Source organism: Commensalibacter sp. M0355, assembly GCF_016101365.1.
In the GTDB taxonomy this organism is placed as follows: Bacteria; Pseudomonadota; Alphaproteobacteria; order Acetobacterales; family Acetobacteraceae; genus Commensalibacter; species Commensalibacter melissae.
In genome coordinates, this window is record NZ_JACFQQ010000001.1 from 669,304 (window position 1) to 689,148 (window position 19,845).

The window sequence follows — 19,845 nt, forward strand, 5'->3', positions numbered from 1 at the left end:
ATGGATTTCTCAAAAGATTTATTCAAAAATAATCATTACGCCATTTTAGGGTTAGGTAAAAATGGCATTGCCGCTTCCCAACGTCTCTTGCAAATGGGTGCAACAATACAGGTCTGGGATGATCAACCCAAAGCTCGCCAGCAAATCCCTGAAAAGTTAAAGCCCCATCTTGCACCTTTTAAAAACCTGGAAAATTTCAATGCCTTAATTTTATCTCCTGGTATTCCGCATTTTTTACCAAAACCCCATCCTGTTGCAGAAATTGCTCGGATGAATGCAATTCCTATTTTTTCAGATGCAGAGATTTTATATCAAGCTATCAAAAAATCAGGGTCCCGAGCACGTTTCGTGGCTATAACTGGAACAAATGGTAAATCAACGACCACAGTTTTACTAAACCATATTCTAACAGAAGCTAAAATACCATCTGTAGCAGGAGGTAATCTGGGACCGGCATCCCTATCTCTTCCATATTTGGAGGACGATGGTGTTTACATTCTTGAAATGTCCTCCTATATGCTTGAGCGCTTATCCAGTTTCAAAGCAGATATTGCATGCTTGTTAAATATTACGCCAGATCATATTGAACGGCATGGAGACATGAAAGGATATGTTCAAGCCAAATATCATATTTTTGATCATCAAAATCAACAGGATATGGCAGTTATTGGAATTGAGGATGATTACTGTAAATCTATTGCGAAACGGCTTGTCCAAAATGATATTCCCGTTAAAAAAATATCTGGGAAAAAAGATATCAATGCCGATTTTTGGGTTGATCAGCATCTTCTGCAAGACAAGAAAGGCATTATTGCCGATTTAAATCAAGCAAGGCTTCTTCCAGGGCAACACAATGCACAGAATGCTGCGGCTGCAACGGCAATGGCCCTCGCTTTGGGCGTTGCACGGCAACAGATAGCGGAAAGTCTTAATTCTTTTAATGGACTTGCCCATCGACAGCGACCTGTCGCGACCATTGATTCAGTGACTTTTATCAATGATAGTAAAGCCACCAATGCAGATGCGACCTCGAAGGCACTTACCTGCTATAATAAAATCGTATGGATTGCTGGTGGATTGGCCAAGACTAAAGGAATAGACGATCTTGCACCCTATTTTTCTAAAATAAAATTCGCTTTATTGATTGGTAAAGATGCACCACTGCTAGCAAAAACCCTGGACAGATATCATGTCCATTACCAGATTGTTCACACACTTGATCAAGCAGTCCCTCTCGCTTTTGCATTTGCCAAACAACATCATATTCGTACTGTAATGCTCTCTCCTGCCTGTGCCAGCTTTGACCAGTTTGATAGCTTTGAGGAAAGAGGGAATGTGTTTATTCAACTTGTCAATCAACTAGAAACATCATTCCGTCAAACCCTAAACGATTAGGAAATTTATCATGTCCAATGTTTCCCGTCTCGATAATTCATTACTGGCACGATGGTGGCGAAATATCGATCATTGGATGTTGGGAAGTGTCGGTTTGTTGATCGGGTTTGGCTATATTTTAATGCTGGCCGCTAGCCCGGCCGTTGCACAGAGAATTGGAGCATCACGAGACATGTTTATCTTTAAACAGATCATGTTCCTGAGCATTGCAGCCCTGATTATCATGGTTACCTCAATGCTGTCTGTGGAGGGGATAAAAAGACTTGGAATTATTGGAAGTTTTATCGCCATACTGGCAACCGCCTATACCCTTGTTCATGGTATGGAAATCAAGGGGGCCCGTAGATGGATTGCCTTACCAATGATGTCTGTCCAGCCTTCTGAATTTTTAAAACCCTGCTTTGCGGTTTTAACGGCTTGGTTTTTAACTCGATGGAACAAACGATTTTATATTCCTAATCTTCTCATAACTTTTATTTTTTATGGTGTTATCCTTTTCCTTTTAAAATCTCAACCCGATATCGGCATGCTTGTCGTAATTACCGCTGTTTTGCTAACCCAGCTTTTCGTAAATGGTCTCAACCTGTTTTGGGTATTTTCTGCTTTTGGGGCCATGATTGCCGCTTTTATCGGTGCCTATACCGTTTTTCCACATGTACGTTCTCGTGTTGAACGCTTTCTTCATCCCAATGTTGGTGATCATTATCAGATTGACACCGCTCTGCGTGCGTTTGGAAATGGTGGAATGATGGGACGTGGACCGGGTGAAGGACGCGTGAAAGATCTCTTGCCCGATGCACATGCTGATTTTGTGTTTGCTGTTGCGGGTGAAGAATACGGAATGATTGTTTGCATGATTATTATTTTAATATTCTGTTTCATTGTTGTACGTTCTTTGTTAAAAATGATCAAGGAAGACAATCCTTTCATCATTTTGGCAACAACAGGCATCATTACCGGTTTTGGATTACAAGCTTTTATCAACATGGCCTCTACCCTTCACCTTATTCCAACAAAAGGCATGACCTTACCTTTCATCTCATACGGTGGTTCATCCGCCATGTCTGTTGCATTGGCCATTGGTATGGTGCTTGCTTTGACAAGACACAGGATAGAGGCCCCCAAATTTTCAAAAAATGGTTTCCAGCCATTCAGTAAGAGAAATTTAGTTCAATGAACAAACCTGCTATAGCCATTGCCGCAGGGGGAACAGGCGGTCATTTCTTCCCAGCCAAATCCCTTGCCCTACAGCTCACCAGACGAGATTATCCTGTGGTTTTTATGACGGATAAAAGGATTGAAGATCGAGAATTGGCTTCATGGCATGACATTCGTCAATTCGTTATTGATAGTGCAGGCATCAACAAAAAAACAATAATGAAAAAAATAGGTAATACCTTTTCCTTGATGAAGGGGATTATCGAGGCAAGAAAGATCCTGGTTCAGAATCACGTTTCTGCAATTGTCGGGTTTGGTGGATATCCTTCCATTCCGCCTCTTTTTGCCACACGATTATTGTCCAAAAAAAATAGACCTATCATCATTCTTCATGAAGGTAACGCAATTATTGGCAAGGCCAATGCCTTTCTTGCACCTTTCGCCACCAAAATAGCGACATCTTTTCCTGTCACGAAAGGGCTTTCCAATTCTGATAAAATAGTAGTGACCGGTCTTCCCGTGCGACCTGATATCACCTCCCTTTATCCATCCGTTTATGAACCTCCTAAAGAAACAATTCATCTATTAATCTGGGGAGGATCTTTAGGAGCAAGAATTTTTGGTGAAATTGTTCCTTACGCTTTGGGAAATCTCTCTCTATCCTTACGTAAAAAACTGCGCATCACGCAACAGTTACGTCAAGAAGATATTGAAACAATAACCCGATATTATCAGAAAAACGAAATAAAAGCAAAGCTATCACCTTTTTTAACGAACATTGGAGATCTTTTGCAAAAAGCCCACCTAGTAATTGGCCGATCAGGAGGATCATCCACGGCAGAACTTGCCCTGACTAACCGTCCGGCTATTTTAGTTCCCTATCCCCATGCCGCCAACAAAGAACAGTATTATAATGCCCAAATTCTTGAGAAAGAAGGAGCGGCATGGTTGATTAATCAACCTGATTTTACTGTTGCAAACCTAACGCAATTAATTAATGATTTGTTCAGCCATCCAGAAAAATTGCAAAAAGCTGCCTTATCCCATAAAACTGCCTATCCCAATGCGGCAAAAAATCTGGCTGATTTAATAGAGCGATCTGTTGCAAATCTATCATCCTAACTTCATTTAACAAGAGCATTTTCATGAGATCCCTTCCTCTTTCAATTGGTATCATTCATTTTGTCGGTATTGGTGGTATTGGCATGTCCGGTATTGCTGAAACTCTACATTATCTAGGCTATCATATTCAGGGTTCTGATATTGCGGAAAACGCTAATGTGGAAAGACTGCGTAAATTAGGCATTCCGATCAAAATTGGTCATAGGGCGGAAAACCTTGGAAAAGCTCAAGTTGTTGTTGTCTCTTCTGCCATTAATAAAGACAATCCAGAGGTTATAGAAGCCAGGGCTCATTTTATACCTGTTGTACAAAGAGCGGAAATGCTTGCGGAACTTATGCGGTTACGCTGGTCAATTGCTGTGGGCGGAACTCATGGAAAAACAACAACTACAAGCCTTATCGCAACATTGCTCGAATATGCCAAACTTGATCCAACAGTTATCAATGGCGGAATAATTGAAGCATACGGTACCAACACAAGAATGGGATCTGGAGACTGGATGGTTGTTGAGGCAGATGAAAGTGATGGCTCCTTTCTTCGCCTCCCCGTTGTTATAGCAGTTGTTACCAACATGGATCCAGAACATATGGATCATTGGGGAACAGTCGAGGCCATGGAAGATGCCTATCAGCAATTTGTTTCCCATATCCCCTTTTACGGTTTTGCTGTCTTATGTATTGATCATCCCAGCGTCCAAAAAATGTTACCCCGACTTTCAGACCGTCGTCTCATTACTTATGGCTTTTCCCCACAAGCTGATGTGCGGGCGGAAAAGGTTATTATGGATAAGTTAGGAACAACATTTAACGTTGTCTTTACAGATCGGCAAAAACAGATCAATCGACATCTTGGTCCGTTCCGTATTCCAATGCTCGGGCAGCATAATGTACAAAATGCCCTTGCCGCTATTGCCGTAGCCTTGGAAATGGATATCAGTGAAGACAACATTCGTTCCGCCTTTGCCGGTTTCAAGGGAGTGCAACGTCGTTTTACTCGTGTCGGGGAAGTCAACAAAATTACCATTATTGACGATTACGGACATCATCCCGTCGAAATTGCAGCGGTTTTGAAAGCTGCCAGACAGGCAACCACTCATAATGTCATTGCAGTCATTCAACCACACCGTTATTCAAGATTACAAAATTTATTTCCCGAATTCTGCTCCTGCATGAATGATGCTAGCACTGTCATTGTTGCTGATGTCTATCCAGCAGGAGAAACTCCTATTCCAGGTATCAATAAAGAAGCGCTTGTTGAAGGGTTACGAGCGCATGGACATCAATCTGTCGTTGCATTGCCCCAACATGATCAATTGGCAGAAATGATTAATGCAATTGCCGAACCTGGAGATTTCGTTATCTGTTTGGGAGCAGGTTCCATTACAAATTGGGCCCATGCTTTGCCCGAACAATTAAAAGCCTTACAAAAAAAATGAAATAAAGGATAAAATTAATGTCTACGGGGCTTTTCACCAAAGAAGCAATTTCCGATTTATTACCCGAACTGAGGGGACGCGTAACCTACAATGCCCCGTTGAAAAACAGAAGCTGGTTTCGTGTAGGAGGTAATGCCGAAATCCTTATCAACCCCGCAGACACGGAAGATCTTGCCTATATTCTTAAAACAATGCCCTTGGAGTGGCCTTATTTTACCATAGGGGCCACCTCTAATCTTCTTATTCGTGACGGTGGGCTTCAAGGAATAAGTTTTCAATTGCGCAAGGGATTTCATGAAATTATTCCCGACCGTGAAGGACTTGTTGCAGGTGCAGCTTGTTTGGATATGACAATCGCGGAATATGCCGCCCAGCTTGGTTTAACAGGTATGGAATTCTTGAGTGGTATTCCCGGTAGTATTGGAGGGGCAGTCAAAATGAATGCAGGAGCCCATGGTTCCGATATTGCAACAATTATGGACTGGGCAGAAATACTTACTCGAAACGGAGATTTATTCCGTCTTTCCTCATCTGACCTAAAATTAAGCTATCGTCATTCTGTTTTACCACCCGATGGTATTGTCACTCGTGTAAGATTGCGGGGTAAACCCGGCAACAAAGATACAATACACAAAACAATGGACGAAATAAAAGCTCAACGCGAAAATTCACAACCAATTCATTCAAGAACAGGTGGTTCCACTTTTCGCAACCCCTCACCGAATATTTCCTCTTACAAGGCCTGGGAACTTATCGATATGGTTAAAGGCAGAGGACTTACCATGGGAGGGGCGAAAGTCAGTGAAAAACATTGTAATTTCTTAATCAATACAGGGGAAGCGACAGCTGGCGATCTTGAAAATTTAGGCGAGGAATTAAGAAAACGGGTTTTCAACGATTTTGGTATTGAACTTGAATGGGAAATAAAACGTATCGGAATACCTTATGCTCAAAGGGAAAATAAGTATGTCAGCTAAACGAGTAACCGTTCTGCGGGGAGGATTATCATCTGAACGAGAAGTCAGTTTGGCCAGTGGTGAGAATATAATCGAGGCATTGAATACGGCAGGCTATGAAGTAACGGATTTAATCGCTAACGATAATTTAAATGAAATTGTCAATTCACTGACCAAAAACCGTCCCGATGTTGTTTTTAATGCTCTGCATGGAAACTTTGGCGAAGATGGAGCCATTCAGGGTGTTTTGGAATGGTTGAATATACCCTACACCCATGGAAATATATGTTCCTCAGCAATCGCGATGAATAAAAAGATTACCCGTATTTTACTTCATGAAGCCGGTCTTCCGGTGGCTAAAGGTAAATCTGTTCCTATCACGCTGTTGGATTCAGGGGATCCCTTTCCTGTTCCATATGTGGTAAAACCCATTCAAGAAGGATCATCTGTAGGTGTTCATATCATCCAATCAAACGATGCCAGTATCCGACAGAAACAACGTGAAAAAATCATAAAGGAATGGATCTTTGGTCAAGAGGCCCTGATTGAACAATTTATTCCAGGAAAAGAACTAACAGTCTGCGTGCTTGATGACAAAGCTCTTACCGTAACCGATATATCATCTGGAACACATATTTTTTACGATTATAACGCAAAATATCAAGCTGGACAATCAACCCATACTGTCCCCGCGGTTATACATCCGCAAGCTTTTCAGACAGCGTTAGACTATGCGCAAAAAGCTCATAAGATTCTAGGATGTGATTCTGTTTCCCGCACTGATTTTCGGTACGATAATCACAATGAAACACAAGACCAACCTGGTGATTTGTATATTCTGGAAGTAAATACACAACCCGGCATGACCAAAACTTCTCTGCTGCCAGAACAAGCCGCCTTTTGTGGGATAACCTATCCCGAACTATGTTCACATCTTGTGGAAAAAGCAAAATGTCGTACTTAAAAAGGCGACCTAATCATCAGGATGATCGTCCCTCAAAACAAAAAATAGCCTATCGCCGTTTGAAGCGAATGCTTCGTCCCTTTTTCTTTCTTCTTATCATCCTTGGGCTTTTTATCGGGGGTGGATGGGCCATTTATAAGTTCGCATCGGAACAGGAATTTTCACTTTTCAGAACAAAAACAGCCAAACTTGTTCCGATGAAACTGGCTCATATCATTATTGATGGCTGTAAACTGACCACTGAATATGAAATAAAACAGGCCCTTAATATCAATATTGGTGATCCGATCCTTAATTTTTCCATCAAAGATGCCCAGAAACGCCTAAATGGCCTAACTTTTGTCAATTATGCCGTTATCAAACGTCAATTACCAGATACTTTAATTGTCCACATTATTGAACGCAGTCCCTTTGCCGTTTGGCAAAACCAAGGAAAATTCAAACTTATTGATAAAAAAGGAAACATTGTCAACGATCAGGGAATGAATGGAAAAGATGGACAGGCTTTTTTAAAACTTCCCTTGGTTGTCGGTATTGGTGCAAATACAGCAGCTTCCGATTTAATCGACATTTTATCCGTTTATCCAGATATCAAAAATCGTATGGTGGCAGCCGTAAGAATCGGGAATAGACGCTGGAACCTAAATTTGAAGAATGGTACAATCATTTTACTTCCCGAAAATCAGGAAATTGCTGCCATTCAACGACTGATTCAATATGAAAAACAGTTCCAGTTACTGGATCGTCCCCTGAAACATATTGATTTGCGTCTTCCCGACCGCTTAATCATACTAAAAGATAAAGAACCGACACCACCCAATCCTGAAAATGATAATCCGGAACCCTCTAATGACAATGACGAAAAAACACCTTGATCAAATCTTTTCTGGTATAATGTGATTCTTGAGGAAATGGTTAAGTGCATGAAACAACTGAATTATAAAACAAGTCAAGGAAATTCCCCCAATCATGCAAAGCAGACCATCGCTATTGCCCGATCCAGGCAATTAGTAAAGAGTAATATATTTCCCCCTGACGACTTACCCGCGCAAAAACAATTTTTACCCGGTGTTTTCGGTGTATTGGATATTGGCAGTACAAAAATCACCTGTCTAATTGGACAGGGTAAATCCAACGGAAAACTAAAAGTTCTGGGATATGGATGGAGACGCTCTCATGGCGTAAAACAAGGTGGTATCATTAATCTTAAAAGTGCTGAACGTGCAATCCGTTCAGCCGTTGGACAGGCAGAAGAGGCAGCCGAGCGTCGGTTAAACAAAATTTATGTAAATCTTTCTGGCGGTAAACCTGACAGCCAGCTTTACAATATCGAATGGCCAATTGGCGGAAGAGAAATCACCAATCATGACATATATCGACTGGTTAACGAAGGAATTTTGAGAGCCCAAGTTGAAGGTCGTGAAATTATTCATGCCTTGCCTCTAAGTTTTAATGTTGATGAGACCGCTGGGGTTGAAGATCCCAGAGGACATCAATGTGAAATACTGAGTACAACATTACATATCATCAGCACTTCCGCCACATCCCTTAAAAATCTGGCAACCGTCTTAATGCGTTCTGAATTGGAAATTGAAAGCATCATATCCACCCCTCTAGCTGCTGGACTGGCAGTAATGGCACCAGACGAAAGGGATTTGGGCGCCACTATTGTGGATATGGGTGGCGGAACAACCTCTATTGGCATTTTCGGCGACAATCAACTTCTCTACACTTCACAAATTCCGATTGGTGGATCCCATATTACCAGGGATATAGCAGGTATTCTTTCAACCTCAATTGATACAGCGGAATGGCTTAAAACTAAATATGGCAGTGCTGAATATTCCTATAACGACGAATATCAGCAATTGCCCATTCAAATGATCGGTGACGATGATTACGAAATCATGACAAAAGTTCCGCTATCAAGAGTTATTTCTATTATCAGGCCACGGATAGAAGAAACACTTGAATTGATTCGAGACCGCCTGGATAATTCAAATATTGGCAAAGCAGCAAATGGCAGGGTTGTATTAACGGGAGGAGGTTCTTTACTTGAAGGACTCGGTCCTTTAGCAGCCCGTATCCTGAACCGTCAAATCCGCTTGGGAAAACCCAACAATATTATAGGATTACCCAATGATAGTACAACCTCGGCTGCCTTTTCTACTGCTGCCGGTTTACTCTGCTGGGCGGCTGGCGAGGGAAGAACCCTTGCGGATCTCGATTTCTCGAATAAAAAAAACAATGGTTTCCTTAAAAAAATAATTGAGTTTATAAGGATACACATATAAATATTTTCTTTGTATAATAGTAACTTTCCATTGTAACCTTACACATAGTTTACGAAATATCGGTTCGAGGACATTCATGACACTCAATTTAACGATTCCACAGCCCGCTTATGAAGATTTCACCCCTCGTATTACTGTTATTGGTGTTGGTGGAGGGGGAACCAACGCTGTGGATAACATGATTTTATTGCATTTGAAAGGCGTAGAATTTGTTGTTGCCAATACCGATGCGCAACAATTGATGAACAGTCATGCTGATAATCGTATTCAATTAGGTCCCCATCTAACCCAAGGGCTGGGAGCTGGTGCAAAACCGGATATTGGTCGCGCAGCTGCAGAGGAAGCCGCTGATGAAATAGCCCGGCATCTTGACAATATTCACATGGTTTTTATCACTGCTGGGATGGGTGGTGGAACAGGAACCGGTGCCGCACCAGTCATTGCAAGAATGGCACGTGAACGTGGAATTCTGACCGTCGGAGTTGTCACTAAACCCTTTACCTTTGAAGGAATTCGCAGGGCTCGATTGGCGGAAGCCGGTATTGCCGAACTTCAACAATTTGTTGATACGCTGATCGTAATCCCAAACCAAAACCTCTTCCGTACAGCAACTGAAAATACAACATGGAAAGATGCTTTCAAAATGGCAGATGAAGTGTTGTATATGGGGGTTAAAGGGGTGACAGATCTTATGATGTCGCCTGGACTTGTCAATCTTGATTTTGCCGATATCAGAACAGTCATGGCTGAAATGGGTAAGGCTATGATGGGAACAGGAGAGGTGGAAGGTGAAAATCGGGCTATCCGTGCAGCAGAGGAAGCCATTTCCAATCCATTGCTTGAAGATACGTCTATGGCTGGGGCAAAAGGATTGTTGATTAACATTACGGGCGGTGATGATCTGACTCTGTTTGAAGTCGATCAGGCAGCCAACCGTATTCGTGAAGAAGTTGCCGAAGATGCCAATATTATTTTTGGGTCCGCCATTGATGAGAACCTGACAGGAAAAATTCGTGTATCAGTGGTAGCAACCGGCATAGACAGCCCGGTGCAATATGAAAAGCAATCTCAAACTGTACAACAAGAGCAGCAGATATCTTCAAACGATACCGTACAATCAAAAGATTCAGATAACGCACAAACAGATATACCTTCTGAAAATAATCAGACACAGTTTGATACAGAAAAAAAATCGGATGAATCTTCTTTAAATGTATCATCTGAGACCAAAGCATCATTTGATCAATCGAAAGAAAAGAATCAAACAAATTTTTCTGATGATCCAATCCCTCCCTCCCCTGATTCTGTCCCAGAACGTGTGTCAAAAACATCACCACGTTCAGGTTTATTTTCAGATTCACGTCATCAAGAACCCGAAACTAACACTGCTCCCTCACGCAGTCTTTTTGGTATTGTTACCGGTGCCTTACGAGGAAGAAGCAATAATGGTTCACCTTCCTATCATCAAAAAAAGAATGAACCCTCTGTCTCCAATAGTGAGGATTCCAACAAAAATGACCAGAAAAGTCAATCTTCAACTGAAGAGGCAAGCCTAGATATACCAGCTTTTCTTCGTAGAAAATCAAGATAATATTATTTATTAGAGGCTTCAAAACTTTTGAAGCCTCTAATAAAATATTAAATGCGTAACACTATGCAATAATCTTTGACTAGTATTCCCTTACTAAAAATTATAATGAAATTCATGTGAGTTATTAAATCTTGGTAATTATTTAGAGGAGAAAACTATGAATTATCCGCAGGTTCTACCCGCTTCAAAAAAGGTAAACATCGCATATAATTCATTGCTATCTTCCAAATTTACAAATGATATAAACTTATCCTTGCAATATACCCTTGCCTCTCCTGTTAATTTCTCAGGAATGGGATTGCACACAGGCAAGTTGGTTCATGTAAAATTGATTCCAGCCCCAGTAGGAACAGGAATTGTATTTTTTAGAACAGATCTTGATGACACACCAATTCCAGCCCATTATAATAACGTTATTGATACAAGTCTTAGCACGGTTATTGCTTCTCCGAATAACTCAAATATCAGAATAGGAACGGTCGAACATATTATGTCTGCGCTGGCAGGCTATCAAATTAACAATCTTTTTATCGAATGCAATGGGCCTGAAATGCCCGTTTTGGATGGATCTGCCGCCAAATTCACCACGCTTCTACATAAGGCTGGCCGACAATCTCTTTATGCAGACAAACCCGCCATACAAATTATGAAACCTGTTCGGGTAGAGTATAACGACGCTTTTGCTGAATTTCATCCATCATCCGAAAATCAACTATCATTGTCATTAACGATTGATTTTCCAAATTCTCTAATTGGAAAACAAACCTTTGACATGGACCTAACCCCCCAGAATTTTCAAAGAGAAATAGCCTTCTGTAGAACATTCACCTTTAAAAAAGAAATAGATACACTTCATAAAATGGGTTTGGCAAAAGGGGGTAGTCTACAAAATGCCATTGTTGTTGATGACGGAAAAATTCTAAATCCGGAAGGATTATATTGTCCAAATGAATTTGTCAAACATAAAATGCTTGATGCCATAGGCGATTTATCTTTAGCAGGCCACCGACTGTATGGAAAATTTATTGGATATAAATCAGGACATAAACTAAACAATATGTTACTTCACGCCTTGATGAAACAAACAGATGCATGGCGCTTTCAATTTTCCCATAAATTATCAGGCAGGGTTTACCATAATTCCCAGGTCATTTCTCTAGACAGATATCCTCTCAGACAAGAAACATAAAAACCTCACCTGCAAAACAAAATTTAATTTTACTAAATTAAAATCTTCCTCTTTCTTTCTTCCATGTTATAAAAGAAACATTATTTTTATTTTGTGCCATTTTATAGAATAGAAAGTCGTTAAAACTGTGGATACAGTGAATCAAAAACGTTATTTTTATCCAATACGACATTTTTTCCCATTATTACTTGCGACGAGTCTTGTTGCATGTGGTGGCGGTCATAAAGATCAAAAGAAGTTGAATGATAATTCAGCAGCAACATATCAGGAAAATACTCCTGAACAACTGTACAACAACGGTATAGATGGCATCAAGATTAGGAAATACAAATTAGCCACTAAACAATTCGAGTTATTACAGGAGAATTTCCCTTATTCAGGCTATACCCCTAATGCCCAACTAATGGAAGGATATGCTTATTATCTGCAAAATAAGTATCCAGAAGCGGTAAAACAATTGGAAACCTATTTACAGCTTCATCCAAATAGCCCAGATGCACCCTATGCCTTTTATCTTCGCGCCTTATGTTATTACGAACGCATTTCAGATGTCACAAGAGATCAGCAAGGCACAATGGAAGCGCTTAGTGCCTTGAATGATGTAGTAAGCCGTTTCCCCGGAACCTCCTATGCCCGTGATGCACAGCTCAAGATTGACTTATGCCGTGACCATCTCGCCGGTAAAGAAATGCTCATCGGACGCTTTTATGAACAGCAAAAAAACTATGAAGCCGCTGTTACCCGTTATCAACGGGTTATTTTAGACTATCAAACGACCAACCATGTAGCAGAAGCATTACATCGTCTCGTTGAAGTCTCCTTAAAATTGGGACTTACAGATCAAGCCCGTAAGACAGCATCTGTATTGGGATATAACTATCCCAACAGTCACTGGTATCGCTATACATATAATGATTTAAGAAAATATCACCTTGTTTCAGAACAAACAGCCAAACCAACCAGTAAAAAACCTGGATTCTTCAAACGAATGTGGTATTCACTCACTTCTATTTTTTAATAAAACATCCCTGTTTTATATACTGAAGCCCCAATGTTAATACAACTCTCTATACGTAATGTTGTTTTAATTGAAAAGCTGGATTTAACCTTCGATCATGGACTTACGGTTTTTACTGGAGAAACAGGGGCAGGCAAATCTATTTTACTAGATAGCCTTGCCTTAACATTAGGTGAAAGAGCAAGCTCTTCCTTGATCAGGACTGGATCAAATCAGGCTTCGGTCACAGCTTGTTTTGAAATCGAAAAAACGCATCCTGTCTATCAGCAATTACAATTACAAGGTTATGAAATTCCGGAAATAACCGATCAGCCATTGGTCATTCGTCGTACTATTTCACAGGATGGCCGTTCACGCGCCTATGTTAATGATCAGCTTATCAGTCTTAATTTTTTACGAGAAATTGGTCAACTACTTATCGAAATACAGGGACAGCACTCGCAGATTGGTCTAATGGATATGCGAAATCATCTTTCTCTTCTCGATAATTTTGGCACTCCACTAAACTTATTGAATGAAACTCGCAAAACCTATTATCAATGGACTGAAACAACAGCAAAACTTGCCGCTCTTAAAAAAAATCTTGAAAAAACATTACATGAAGAAAAATGGTTACGAGAATCAGTTGAGGAATTAAAAAATCTTTCTCCACAAGCTGAAGAGGAACAAGAGCTTGTTCATAAAAGACGATCATTACAACAAAATGAAAGACATCTGGAATTACTGGTTTCTGCTCTTAATCAGCTTGCTCCCCAGGACCGTAAAAATAACCAGCCTTCCCAAGTCTTGCTAAATGCAAGTAAAACTCTTCAACGTCTCTTATCCAATTCTGAAAACACTTCATTTTCCGAATCTAATAAATCCATTCAAGCAGCATTGGAAGCGATCACTCAAGCAGAAGAATCTTTAGCGGAAGCGGAAACAACACTTTCACAGCTTGTAAACACGATTGAAATTGATCCTCAACAAATTGATGAAATAGAGGAACGATTATTCTCCCTACGCGGCGCAAGCCGGAAATATGGCGTGACTATTGATGAATTGTCCCATCTGCTTCAAGAATTTGAAATAAAACTCAATCAACTAGATATTGGAACAACACAAATCAAGACCCTCGAAATAGAAGTTAATCAATACCGCCAAAAATTTGAGGAAGCCGCCGAAGCACTATCACAACATAGACAGAAAATTGCCAAAAAGTTGGAACAAGCTGTTACTGCCGAATTAAAACCCTTAAAACTGGAACGCGCAAAATTCCTCGTATCTTTGAAGCCACTTAACAGAGACGCATGGAATCAAAACGGTAAGGAACAAATTGAGTTTTTGATTGCAGCCAATCCCGGTGTCCCTCCTGCCCCTTTGAACAAGTCCGCTTCCGGCGGAGAACTTTCCAGACTTTTATTGGCTTTAAAAGTTGTTTTAAGCCAAAAGTCTACCTTATCAGCGCTGATTTTTGATGAAATTGATTCCGGTGTTGGCGGGGCGACCGCTTCGGCAATCGGTGAAAAATTACATCATGTCGCTCAAACTATGCAGGTATTTGCAGTCACACACAGCCCTCAAGTTGCTGCCAGTGGAGATACGCAATTTCAAATTAGCAAATTAATTAAAAATGGCATAACCTATACCACAACAAAATGTCTAAATTCAAACGAGCGTAAAGAGGAAATCGCCCGTATGCTTGCTGGGAACCAGATTACTGACGCTGCCCGTTCCGCCGCAGATAGCTTACTAAATAAATAATAAAAAAAATTAAGTACTCAAAATTATGCAAAAATTTCAAACTGATTTTCACCAGATTTCCATATCTGAACTATCTTCCGAACAGGCTCAAAAAGAATTGTCACAACTTGCCAATTTATTAAAATCATTGGATCACGCATATTACAATCAAGACGAACCTTTGGTGGAAGATGCTACCTACGATAAATTGCGCCAAAGATATAACAAGATCGAACTCCTTTTCCCACAATTCAGACAAAAAGACAGTATTAGCCAAAAGGTTGGAATCAAACCGACGGGAGGATTACAGAAATGTAAACATCTAATACCCATGCTTTCCCTTGATAATGTATTTGATATTAGAGAATTTGAAGATTTTATAAAACGAATCCAGCGTTATCTTGATCTCAAACCAGATGAACTTGATAATCTTCATTTTGTTGCAGAACCAAAAATTGATGGATTATCCATTAACCTTACCTATAAACATGGTAAACTAATCCAAGCCAGCACACGTGGTGATGGAACAACGGGAGAGGATGTTACCGAAAATGTCAAAACATTGCGGAACCTACCCTTGACACTTCCAGAAAATTATCCAGACACAATTGAAATTCGGGGAGAGGTTTACATCTCCAAGCAAGATTTTTTCAATTTAAATAGAGAACAGGAAAAAAATAACAAACGTCTTTTTGCCAATCCAAGAAATGCCGCAGCCGGCTCTCTCAGACAACTTGACCCTGAAATTACACGCTCAAGACCCCTTTCCCTATTTGTGTATGCACAGGGTTATTCAGATAAATCAATCGCGGATACACATGAACATTTTTTAGAACGCTTACAGCAATGGGGCTTCACCGTTAATCCCTTATTCAAGGTTGTTAAAAATGCCCGGGAAGCGGAAGAATTTCAACAGTCCATTATCCATCAGCGTTCCGGATTGCCTTACGATATTGATGGAGTGGTTTATAAAATCAATTCTATCACCTTACAAAACCGATTGGGATTTATCGGACGATCCCCACGCTGGGCAACTGCATGGAAATTCCCGGCGGAACAGGCAATAACCCGCATAAAAAAAATCGAGATTCAGGTTGGACGTACAGGCGCTTTAACGCCTGTAGCCCTCCTTGAACCCGTAAATGTTGGTGGCGTTATCGTAACAAGAGCCACGCTCCATAATGAAGATGAAATAATCCGTAAGGATATCAGGGAACATGACCAGGTCATTATACAACGTGCCGGTGATGTAATTCCCCAAATTTTGCGAGTTGATATATCCTGCAATTCTCAAAATCGTGCAGCGCCTTTTATATTTCCCACACATTGCCCTGTTTGTGGAGCTATTGCCGAAAAACCAAAAAACGAAGCTGTAAGTCGTTGCACAGGTGGATTGTCCTGTAAAGCCCAGATTGAGGAACGATTAATTCATTTTTGCTCTAAGGATGCTTTCAATATCGAAGGTATGGGGGAAAAAACCGTTCTCGATTTTTTCCGTATGGATTTAATCAAGCAACCTGCGGACATCTTTCGTTTATATCAACATCAACAAACCATACTAAGACTTGAAGGCTGGGGAGAGCTTTCTTTAAAAAACCTTTTAACCGCCATTGACCAGCATAGAAGGATTTCACTGGACCATTTCATTTATTCCCTTGGAATTCGAAGGATAGGGCTTACAACAGCCAAAATTCTGGCCAGATACTATACATCATATACCAACTGGAAGGAACAAATGCTGGCCGCCCGACAAACTGGCTCTGAAGAAAGATTGATATTGGGTTCCATTGAGGGAATTGGTCCTGCAATCGCGGATGAAATTGTTGCGTTCTTTACCGAAAAGCATAATTTGACAACCCTGCAGGATCTTGAAAAGGAACTGACCATTCAGGCTATGCAGTATCAGCAAACGGGAAAACTTGCCGGTAAAACAATTGTTTTTACAGGAACCCTATCTTCCATGACACGTTCCGAAGCTAAAAATATTGCTGAACGGCTTGGGGCAAAAGTTACAATTTCCGTCTCACAAAAAACCGATTTCGTGATCGAGGGTACAGATGGTGGCAGTAAAGCACGAAAAGCAAAAGAACTTGGTTTGCAATGTCTCGATGAACAAGAATGGAATGAATTGATTGGATCTGAAAAAACATAATGGTCAAACAAGGTTTATTTCAAATATCTTGGTAAAATATTCTCTTCAATATGATTTAAAATAAACCTTCCGGAAGCTTCGAAACTTTCCTCACTGTAATGCTGTTGCATATATTGACGTGCATTCGCAGCATAATACTGTGTTTTGCTTGGATTATGATAATATTCCAGAATTTGTCTAGCTAAAAGTTCTGGAGAATTTTTATCAATTAATGTTCCTATTGAATTATTCCTGAAAGCACTCCGCATCTCCCCAACATTTGTTGAAATAACCGGAATACCGACAGCCAAAGCTTCATGAACGGCAATACATAAGCCTTCATAAACAGAAGTTTGCAAATATAAATGAAGTTTTGATAAAAAATTCATGACATCATCTGAAAAACCTATCAATTCGACATTATCCACTTTTAATAAATGAATAAGGTTTTTCAAATGCCGTTCCTCCTTTCCCGATCCAGCAATGGATAATTTTATCCGTTTTCCAACCTCGGGATAATGATGGTTGATGTAAGCCATCGCCCTGATCATTAAGGGAAAATTTTTTACGGTATGTAAACGCCCAACTGAACCAATATGAAATATTCCTTTGCCATTCCATACTGAACCCATAGGTAGATTGTGTGGAATTTTAAATAAAGACCAGATTTTTATACGATCTTCAGGAACTTTCATTTTCGATTTCAAAAAATTGGCAACTCCTGTTGAGTCAGCAATCCAAAGCCGACTTAATCGCTGCATCAGAATTGTTTTGATTAATCTCAAAGAATAGCTGTTTGCACTATGTTTCCAACTGACAACCGGAATCCGGTTCCATAACCCCACCAATTGGCCGTCCACCGTCGCACGTGTCAATGACGTCCATATAACATCGGGAGGGGAACGTTTTACAATTTGGTTGAAATGAAAAGTGGATTTATATCTATTTTCATTATTTCCTGATAATAAACGGTAAGAAATATTACTTTTTTTAAATAAATCAACAGTTTCCATATTTCTCGGTATACAGCCGAACAATTCAACGGAATGCCCCAGTTTCTTGAATAAATTTATCAGATCAGGAATTACGAATTCAGCCCCACCCCCATCAAAACTGCTAACAATATAATATATCTTCATATAGATAACCGAAACAATAATTACAAAACATACTGATCTTACCAACCTTTTACAGAAGATTACGTTATTTGCCAATATCAATATAAAATATTAACAAATAAATAAATAATTATTAATTATCCTTAATAAAAACATAAAACAGGCAAGTAATAATCCAATAATATATTTAAAACTCAAATAGTTACTTTTGAATTATTGATTGTATGATACAATTATTGGGTCAAGAAAATAACAATTGGCTTATGAAACAAAAATAAAATAAGGAGCTACAAATGAGTAAAAAGGTTTTTACTACAGCTGAAGGTATTCCTGTTCCCGATAACCAGAATTCCAGAACCTCTGGACCTCGTGGTCCAATTCTATTGGATGATTTTCATCTGGTTGAGAAACTTGCTCATTTTAACCGTGAAGTTATACCCGAACGGCGTGTTCATGCCAAAGGGGCGGCCGCTCACGGAAAATTTGTAGTTACCCAAGATATAACCAGATATAGCTGTGCCAAAATATTTAGCGAAATAGGTAAAGAAACCCCGATGTTTGCACGCTTCTCACAAGTTGCAGGCGAAAGGGGATCAGCCGATACGGTAAGGGATCCACGCGGTTTTGCCTTGAAATTCTACACTGAAGATGGAAACTGGGATCTTGTCGGAAACAACACTCCCGTGTTTTTTATTCGTGACCCCCTGAAATTCCCCGATTTCATCCGTACCCAGAAAAGGGATCCTCAATCCAATCTAAAAGATCCCAATTTTCAATGGGACTTTTGGTCTTTATCTCCCGAGGCCCTGCATCAGGTCATGATCCTTTTCTCTGACCGGGGTATTCCCGCCAGCTATCGATGCATGCATGGTTATGGAAGCCACACTTTCAGTCTAATCAATAAGGATAATGTCCGCACTTGGGTAAAATGGCATTTCAGAACAGAACAGGGTGTTAAAAATCTTGATCCTAAAAAAGCTGGAGATTTAGCCGGTTCCAATCCGGATTACCTTGCCGAGGATTTATTCAATGCAATCAAGGAGGGCCATTTCCCAAGATGGAAAGCCTATATACAGGTTATGTCGATTGAACAGGCAAAGAATCACAAGGATAATCCTTTCGACGTTACCAAAGTTTGGTCACAAAAAGAATTCCCATTGCATGAAGTTGGATATTTTGAATTGGATCGTAATCCAGGAAATTATTTTGCCGAGGTAGAACAGGCGGCTTTTTCCCCTGGCAACGTTGTTCCCGGCATAGGCGTTTCCCCGGACAAAATGTTGCAAGGACGTATATTTGCCTATGCTGATGCCGCACGGTACCGGGTTGGAACAAATCATCAGCTGCTGCCCATCAATGCTGCAAAAAGCCCTGTAAACAATTACCAAAGAGATGGATATATGCGTTTTGATGATAATGGAGGCGGAATGACAAACTATGAACCAAACAGCGATCCAGATGCACCAAAACAAACGAACACTCCTGAAAACTATTTCCCGGATTATACATCCGGTGAAGGGGGAAGGTACGACAACCGCGTTGACCAGGACTATTACAGTTATCCAAGGGCCTTGTTTCATTTGATGAAACCAGAACAAAAAAGTCTGTTGATCAATAATTTTGTTGAATCCTTACAAATGGTTCGAAAGGATATTCAAAAACGCGTGTTGGAACACTTCCAGAAAATTGACCCGGAACTGGAACAAAAAGTAGCGACGGGTCTAAAATGACAAAATAATTATCCGATTTTT

15 protein-coding genes are annotated in these 19,845 nt (G+C 40.3%); 14 read left to right on the forward strand and 1 reads right to left on the reverse strand.

Annotated features, from left to right (window positions below; translation table 11 throughout):
- From murD to ligA, 13 genes are all read left to right on the forward strand, one after another.
- Positions 1–1,395 carry a UDP-N-acetylmuramoyl-L-alanine--D-glutamate ligase gene (gene murD, locus H3T44_RS03220; RefSeq protein ID WP_198195977.1) on the forward strand — a complete coding sequence of 465 codons (1,395 nt, stop codon included), beginning with the start codon at positions 1–3 and terminating at the stop codon, positions 1,393–1,395.
- A gap of 10 nt (positions 1,396–1,405) precedes the next feature.
- Positions 1,406–2,572, forward strand: a complete 1,167-nt coding sequence (locus tag H3T44_RS03225; RefSeq protein ID WP_155565831.1) for an FtsW/RodA/SpoVE family cell cycle protein — start codon at positions 1,406–1,408, stop codon at positions 2,570–2,572.
- Positions 2,569–3,675, forward strand: a complete 1,107-nt coding sequence (gene murG / locus H3T44_RS03230; RefSeq protein WP_198195979.1) for an undecaprenyldiphospho-muramoylpentapeptide beta-N-acetylglucosaminyltransferase — start codon at positions 2,569–2,571, stop codon at positions 3,673–3,675. The genes H3T44_RS03225 and murG overlap by 4 nt, the downstream gene beginning before the upstream one ends.
- Before the next feature lie 23 nt (positions 3,676–3,698).
- Complete coding sequence (gene murC, locus H3T44_RS03235; RefSeq protein ID WP_198195981.1) at positions 3,699–5,111, forward strand: UDP-N-acetylmuramate--L-alanine ligase; 1,413 nt, start codon at positions 3,699–3,701, stop codon at positions 5,109–5,111.
- A 17-nt stretch (positions 5,112–5,128) separates the two neighbouring features.
- On the forward strand, positions 5,129–6,088 hold the full coding sequence (murB, locus tag H3T44_RS03240; protein ID WP_198195983.1) for a UDP-N-acetylmuramate dehydrogenase: 960 nt from the start codon (positions 5,129–5,131) through the stop codon (positions 6,086–6,088).
- Complete coding sequence (locus H3T44_RS03245; RefSeq protein WP_155567231.1) at positions 6,078–7,031, forward strand: D-alanine--D-alanine ligase; 954 nt, start codon at positions 6,078–6,080, stop codon at positions 7,029–7,031. Before murB ends, H3T44_RS03245 begins: the two co-directional genes overlap by 11 nt.
- On the forward strand, positions 7,019–7,906 hold the full coding sequence (locus tag H3T44_RS03250; RefSeq protein ID WP_198195985.1) for a cell division protein FtsQ/DivIB: 888 nt from the start codon (positions 7,019–7,021) through the stop codon (positions 7,904–7,906). The genes H3T44_RS03245 and H3T44_RS03250 overlap by 13 nt, the downstream gene beginning before the upstream one ends.
- Before the next feature lie 48 nt (positions 7,907–7,954).
- Positions 7,955–9,325, forward strand: a complete 1,371-nt coding sequence (gene ftsA, locus H3T44_RS03255) for a cell division protein FtsA (protein ID WP_196424164.1) — start codon at positions 7,955–7,957, stop codon at positions 9,323–9,325.
- A gap of 76 nt (positions 9,326–9,401) precedes the next feature.
- Positions 9,402–10,916 (forward strand): cell division protein FtsZ, encoded by a 1,515-nt coding sequence (gene ftsZ, locus H3T44_RS03260; protein WP_198195987.1) that lies wholly within the window; start codon positions 9,402–9,404, stop codon positions 10,914–10,916.
- Positions 10,917–11,073: 157 nt separating this feature from the next.
- The gene (lpxC, locus tag H3T44_RS03265; RefSeq protein WP_198195989.1) at positions 11,074–12,105 is read left to right on the forward strand and encodes a UDP-3-O-acyl-N-acetylglucosamine deacetylase; all 1,032 of its coding nucleotides are present in this window, start codon (positions 11,074–11,076) and stop codon (positions 12,103–12,105) included.
- 136 nt (positions 12,106–12,241) lie between these two features.
- Positions 12,242–13,123: an outer membrane protein assembly factor BamD gene (locus tag H3T44_RS03270; protein WP_231504017.1), complete on the forward strand. Its 882-nt coding sequence runs from the start codon at positions 12,242–12,244 to the stop codon at positions 13,121–13,123.
- 33 nt (positions 13,124–13,156) lie between these two features.
- Positions 13,157–14,866, forward strand: coding sequence for a DNA repair protein RecN (gene recN, locus H3T44_RS03275; RefSeq protein ID WP_198195991.1), 1,710 nt, complete (start codon positions 13,157–13,159; stop codon positions 14,864–14,866).
- A gap of 25 nt (positions 14,867–14,891) precedes the next feature.
- The gene (gene ligA / locus H3T44_RS03280; protein WP_198195993.1) at positions 14,892–16,997 is read left to right on the forward strand and encodes an NAD-dependent DNA ligase LigA; all 2,106 of its coding nucleotides are present in this window, start codon (positions 14,892–14,894) and stop codon (positions 16,995–16,997) included.
- 14 nt (positions 16,998–17,011) lie between these two features.
- On the opposite strand, the gene H3T44_RS03285 is transcribed toward ligA, so the two are convergent.
- Positions 17,012–18,115: a glycosyltransferase family 4 protein gene (locus H3T44_RS03285; protein ID WP_198195995.1), complete on the reverse strand. Its 1,104-nt coding sequence runs from the start codon at positions 18,113–18,115 to the stop codon at positions 17,012–17,014.
- 272 nt (positions 18,116–18,387) lie between these two features.
- Here H3T44_RS03285 and H3T44_RS03290 point away from each other — a divergent pair, with 272 nt between their 5' ends.
- The gene (locus H3T44_RS03290; protein ID WP_198195996.1) at positions 18,388–19,824 is read left to right on the forward strand and encodes a catalase; all 1,437 of its coding nucleotides are present in this window, start codon (positions 18,388–18,390) and stop codon (positions 19,822–19,824) included.
- Positions 19,825–19,845 lie beyond the last annotated feature (21 nt).

Excerpts from the sequence above, each read along its gene's own strand:
- murD (WP_198195977.1), top strand. The coding sequence starts at position 1 with ATGGATTTCTCAAAAGATTTATTCAAAAATAATCATTACGCCATTTTA.
- H3T44_RS03225 (WP_155565831.1), top strand. The coding sequence starts at position 1,406 with ATGTCCAATGTTTCCCGTCTCGATAATTCATTACTGGCACGATGGTGG.
- murG (WP_198195979.1), top strand. The coding sequence starts at position 2,569 with ATGAACAAACCTGCTATAGCCATTGCCGCAGGGGGAACAGGCGGTCAT.
- murC (WP_198195981.1), top strand. The coding sequence starts at position 3,699 with ATGAGATCCCTTCCTCTTTCAATTGGTATCATTCATTTTGTCGGTATT.
- murB (WP_198195983.1), top strand. The coding sequence starts at position 5,129 with ATGTCTACGGGGCTTTTCACCAAAGAAGCAATTTCCGATTTATTACCC.
- H3T44_RS03245 (WP_155567231.1), top strand. The coding sequence starts at position 6,078 with ATGTCAGCTAAACGAGTAACCGTTCTGCGGGGAGGATTATCATCTGAA.
- H3T44_RS03250 (WP_198195985.1), top strand. The coding sequence starts at position 7,019 with ATGTCGTACTTAAAAAGGCGACCTAATCATCAGGATGATCGTCCCTCA.
- ftsA (WP_196424164.1), top strand. The coding sequence starts at position 7,955 with ATGAAACAACTGAATTATAAAACAAGTCAAGGAAATTCCCCCAATCAT.
- ftsZ (WP_198195987.1), top strand. The coding sequence starts at position 9,402 with ATGACACTCAATTTAACGATTCCACAGCCCGCTTATGAAGATTTCACC.
- lpxC (WP_198195989.1), top strand. The coding sequence starts at position 11,074 with ATGAATTATCCGCAGGTTCTACCCGCTTCAAAAAAGGTAAACATCGCA.
- recN (WP_198195991.1), top strand. The coding sequence starts at position 13,157 with ATGTTAATACAACTCTCTATACGTAATGTTGTTTTAATTGAAAAGCTG.
- ligA (WP_198195993.1), top strand. The coding sequence starts at position 14,892 with ATGCAAAAATTTCAAACTGATTTTCACCAGATTTCCATATCTGAACTA.
- H3T44_RS03285 (WP_198195995.1), bottom strand. The coding sequence starts at position 18,115 with ATGAAGATATATTATATTGTTAGCAGTTTTGATGGGGGTGGGGCTGAA.
- H3T44_RS03290 (WP_198195996.1), top strand. The coding sequence starts at position 18,388 with ATGAGTAAAAAGGTTTTTACTACAGCTGAAGGTATTCCTGTTCCCGAT.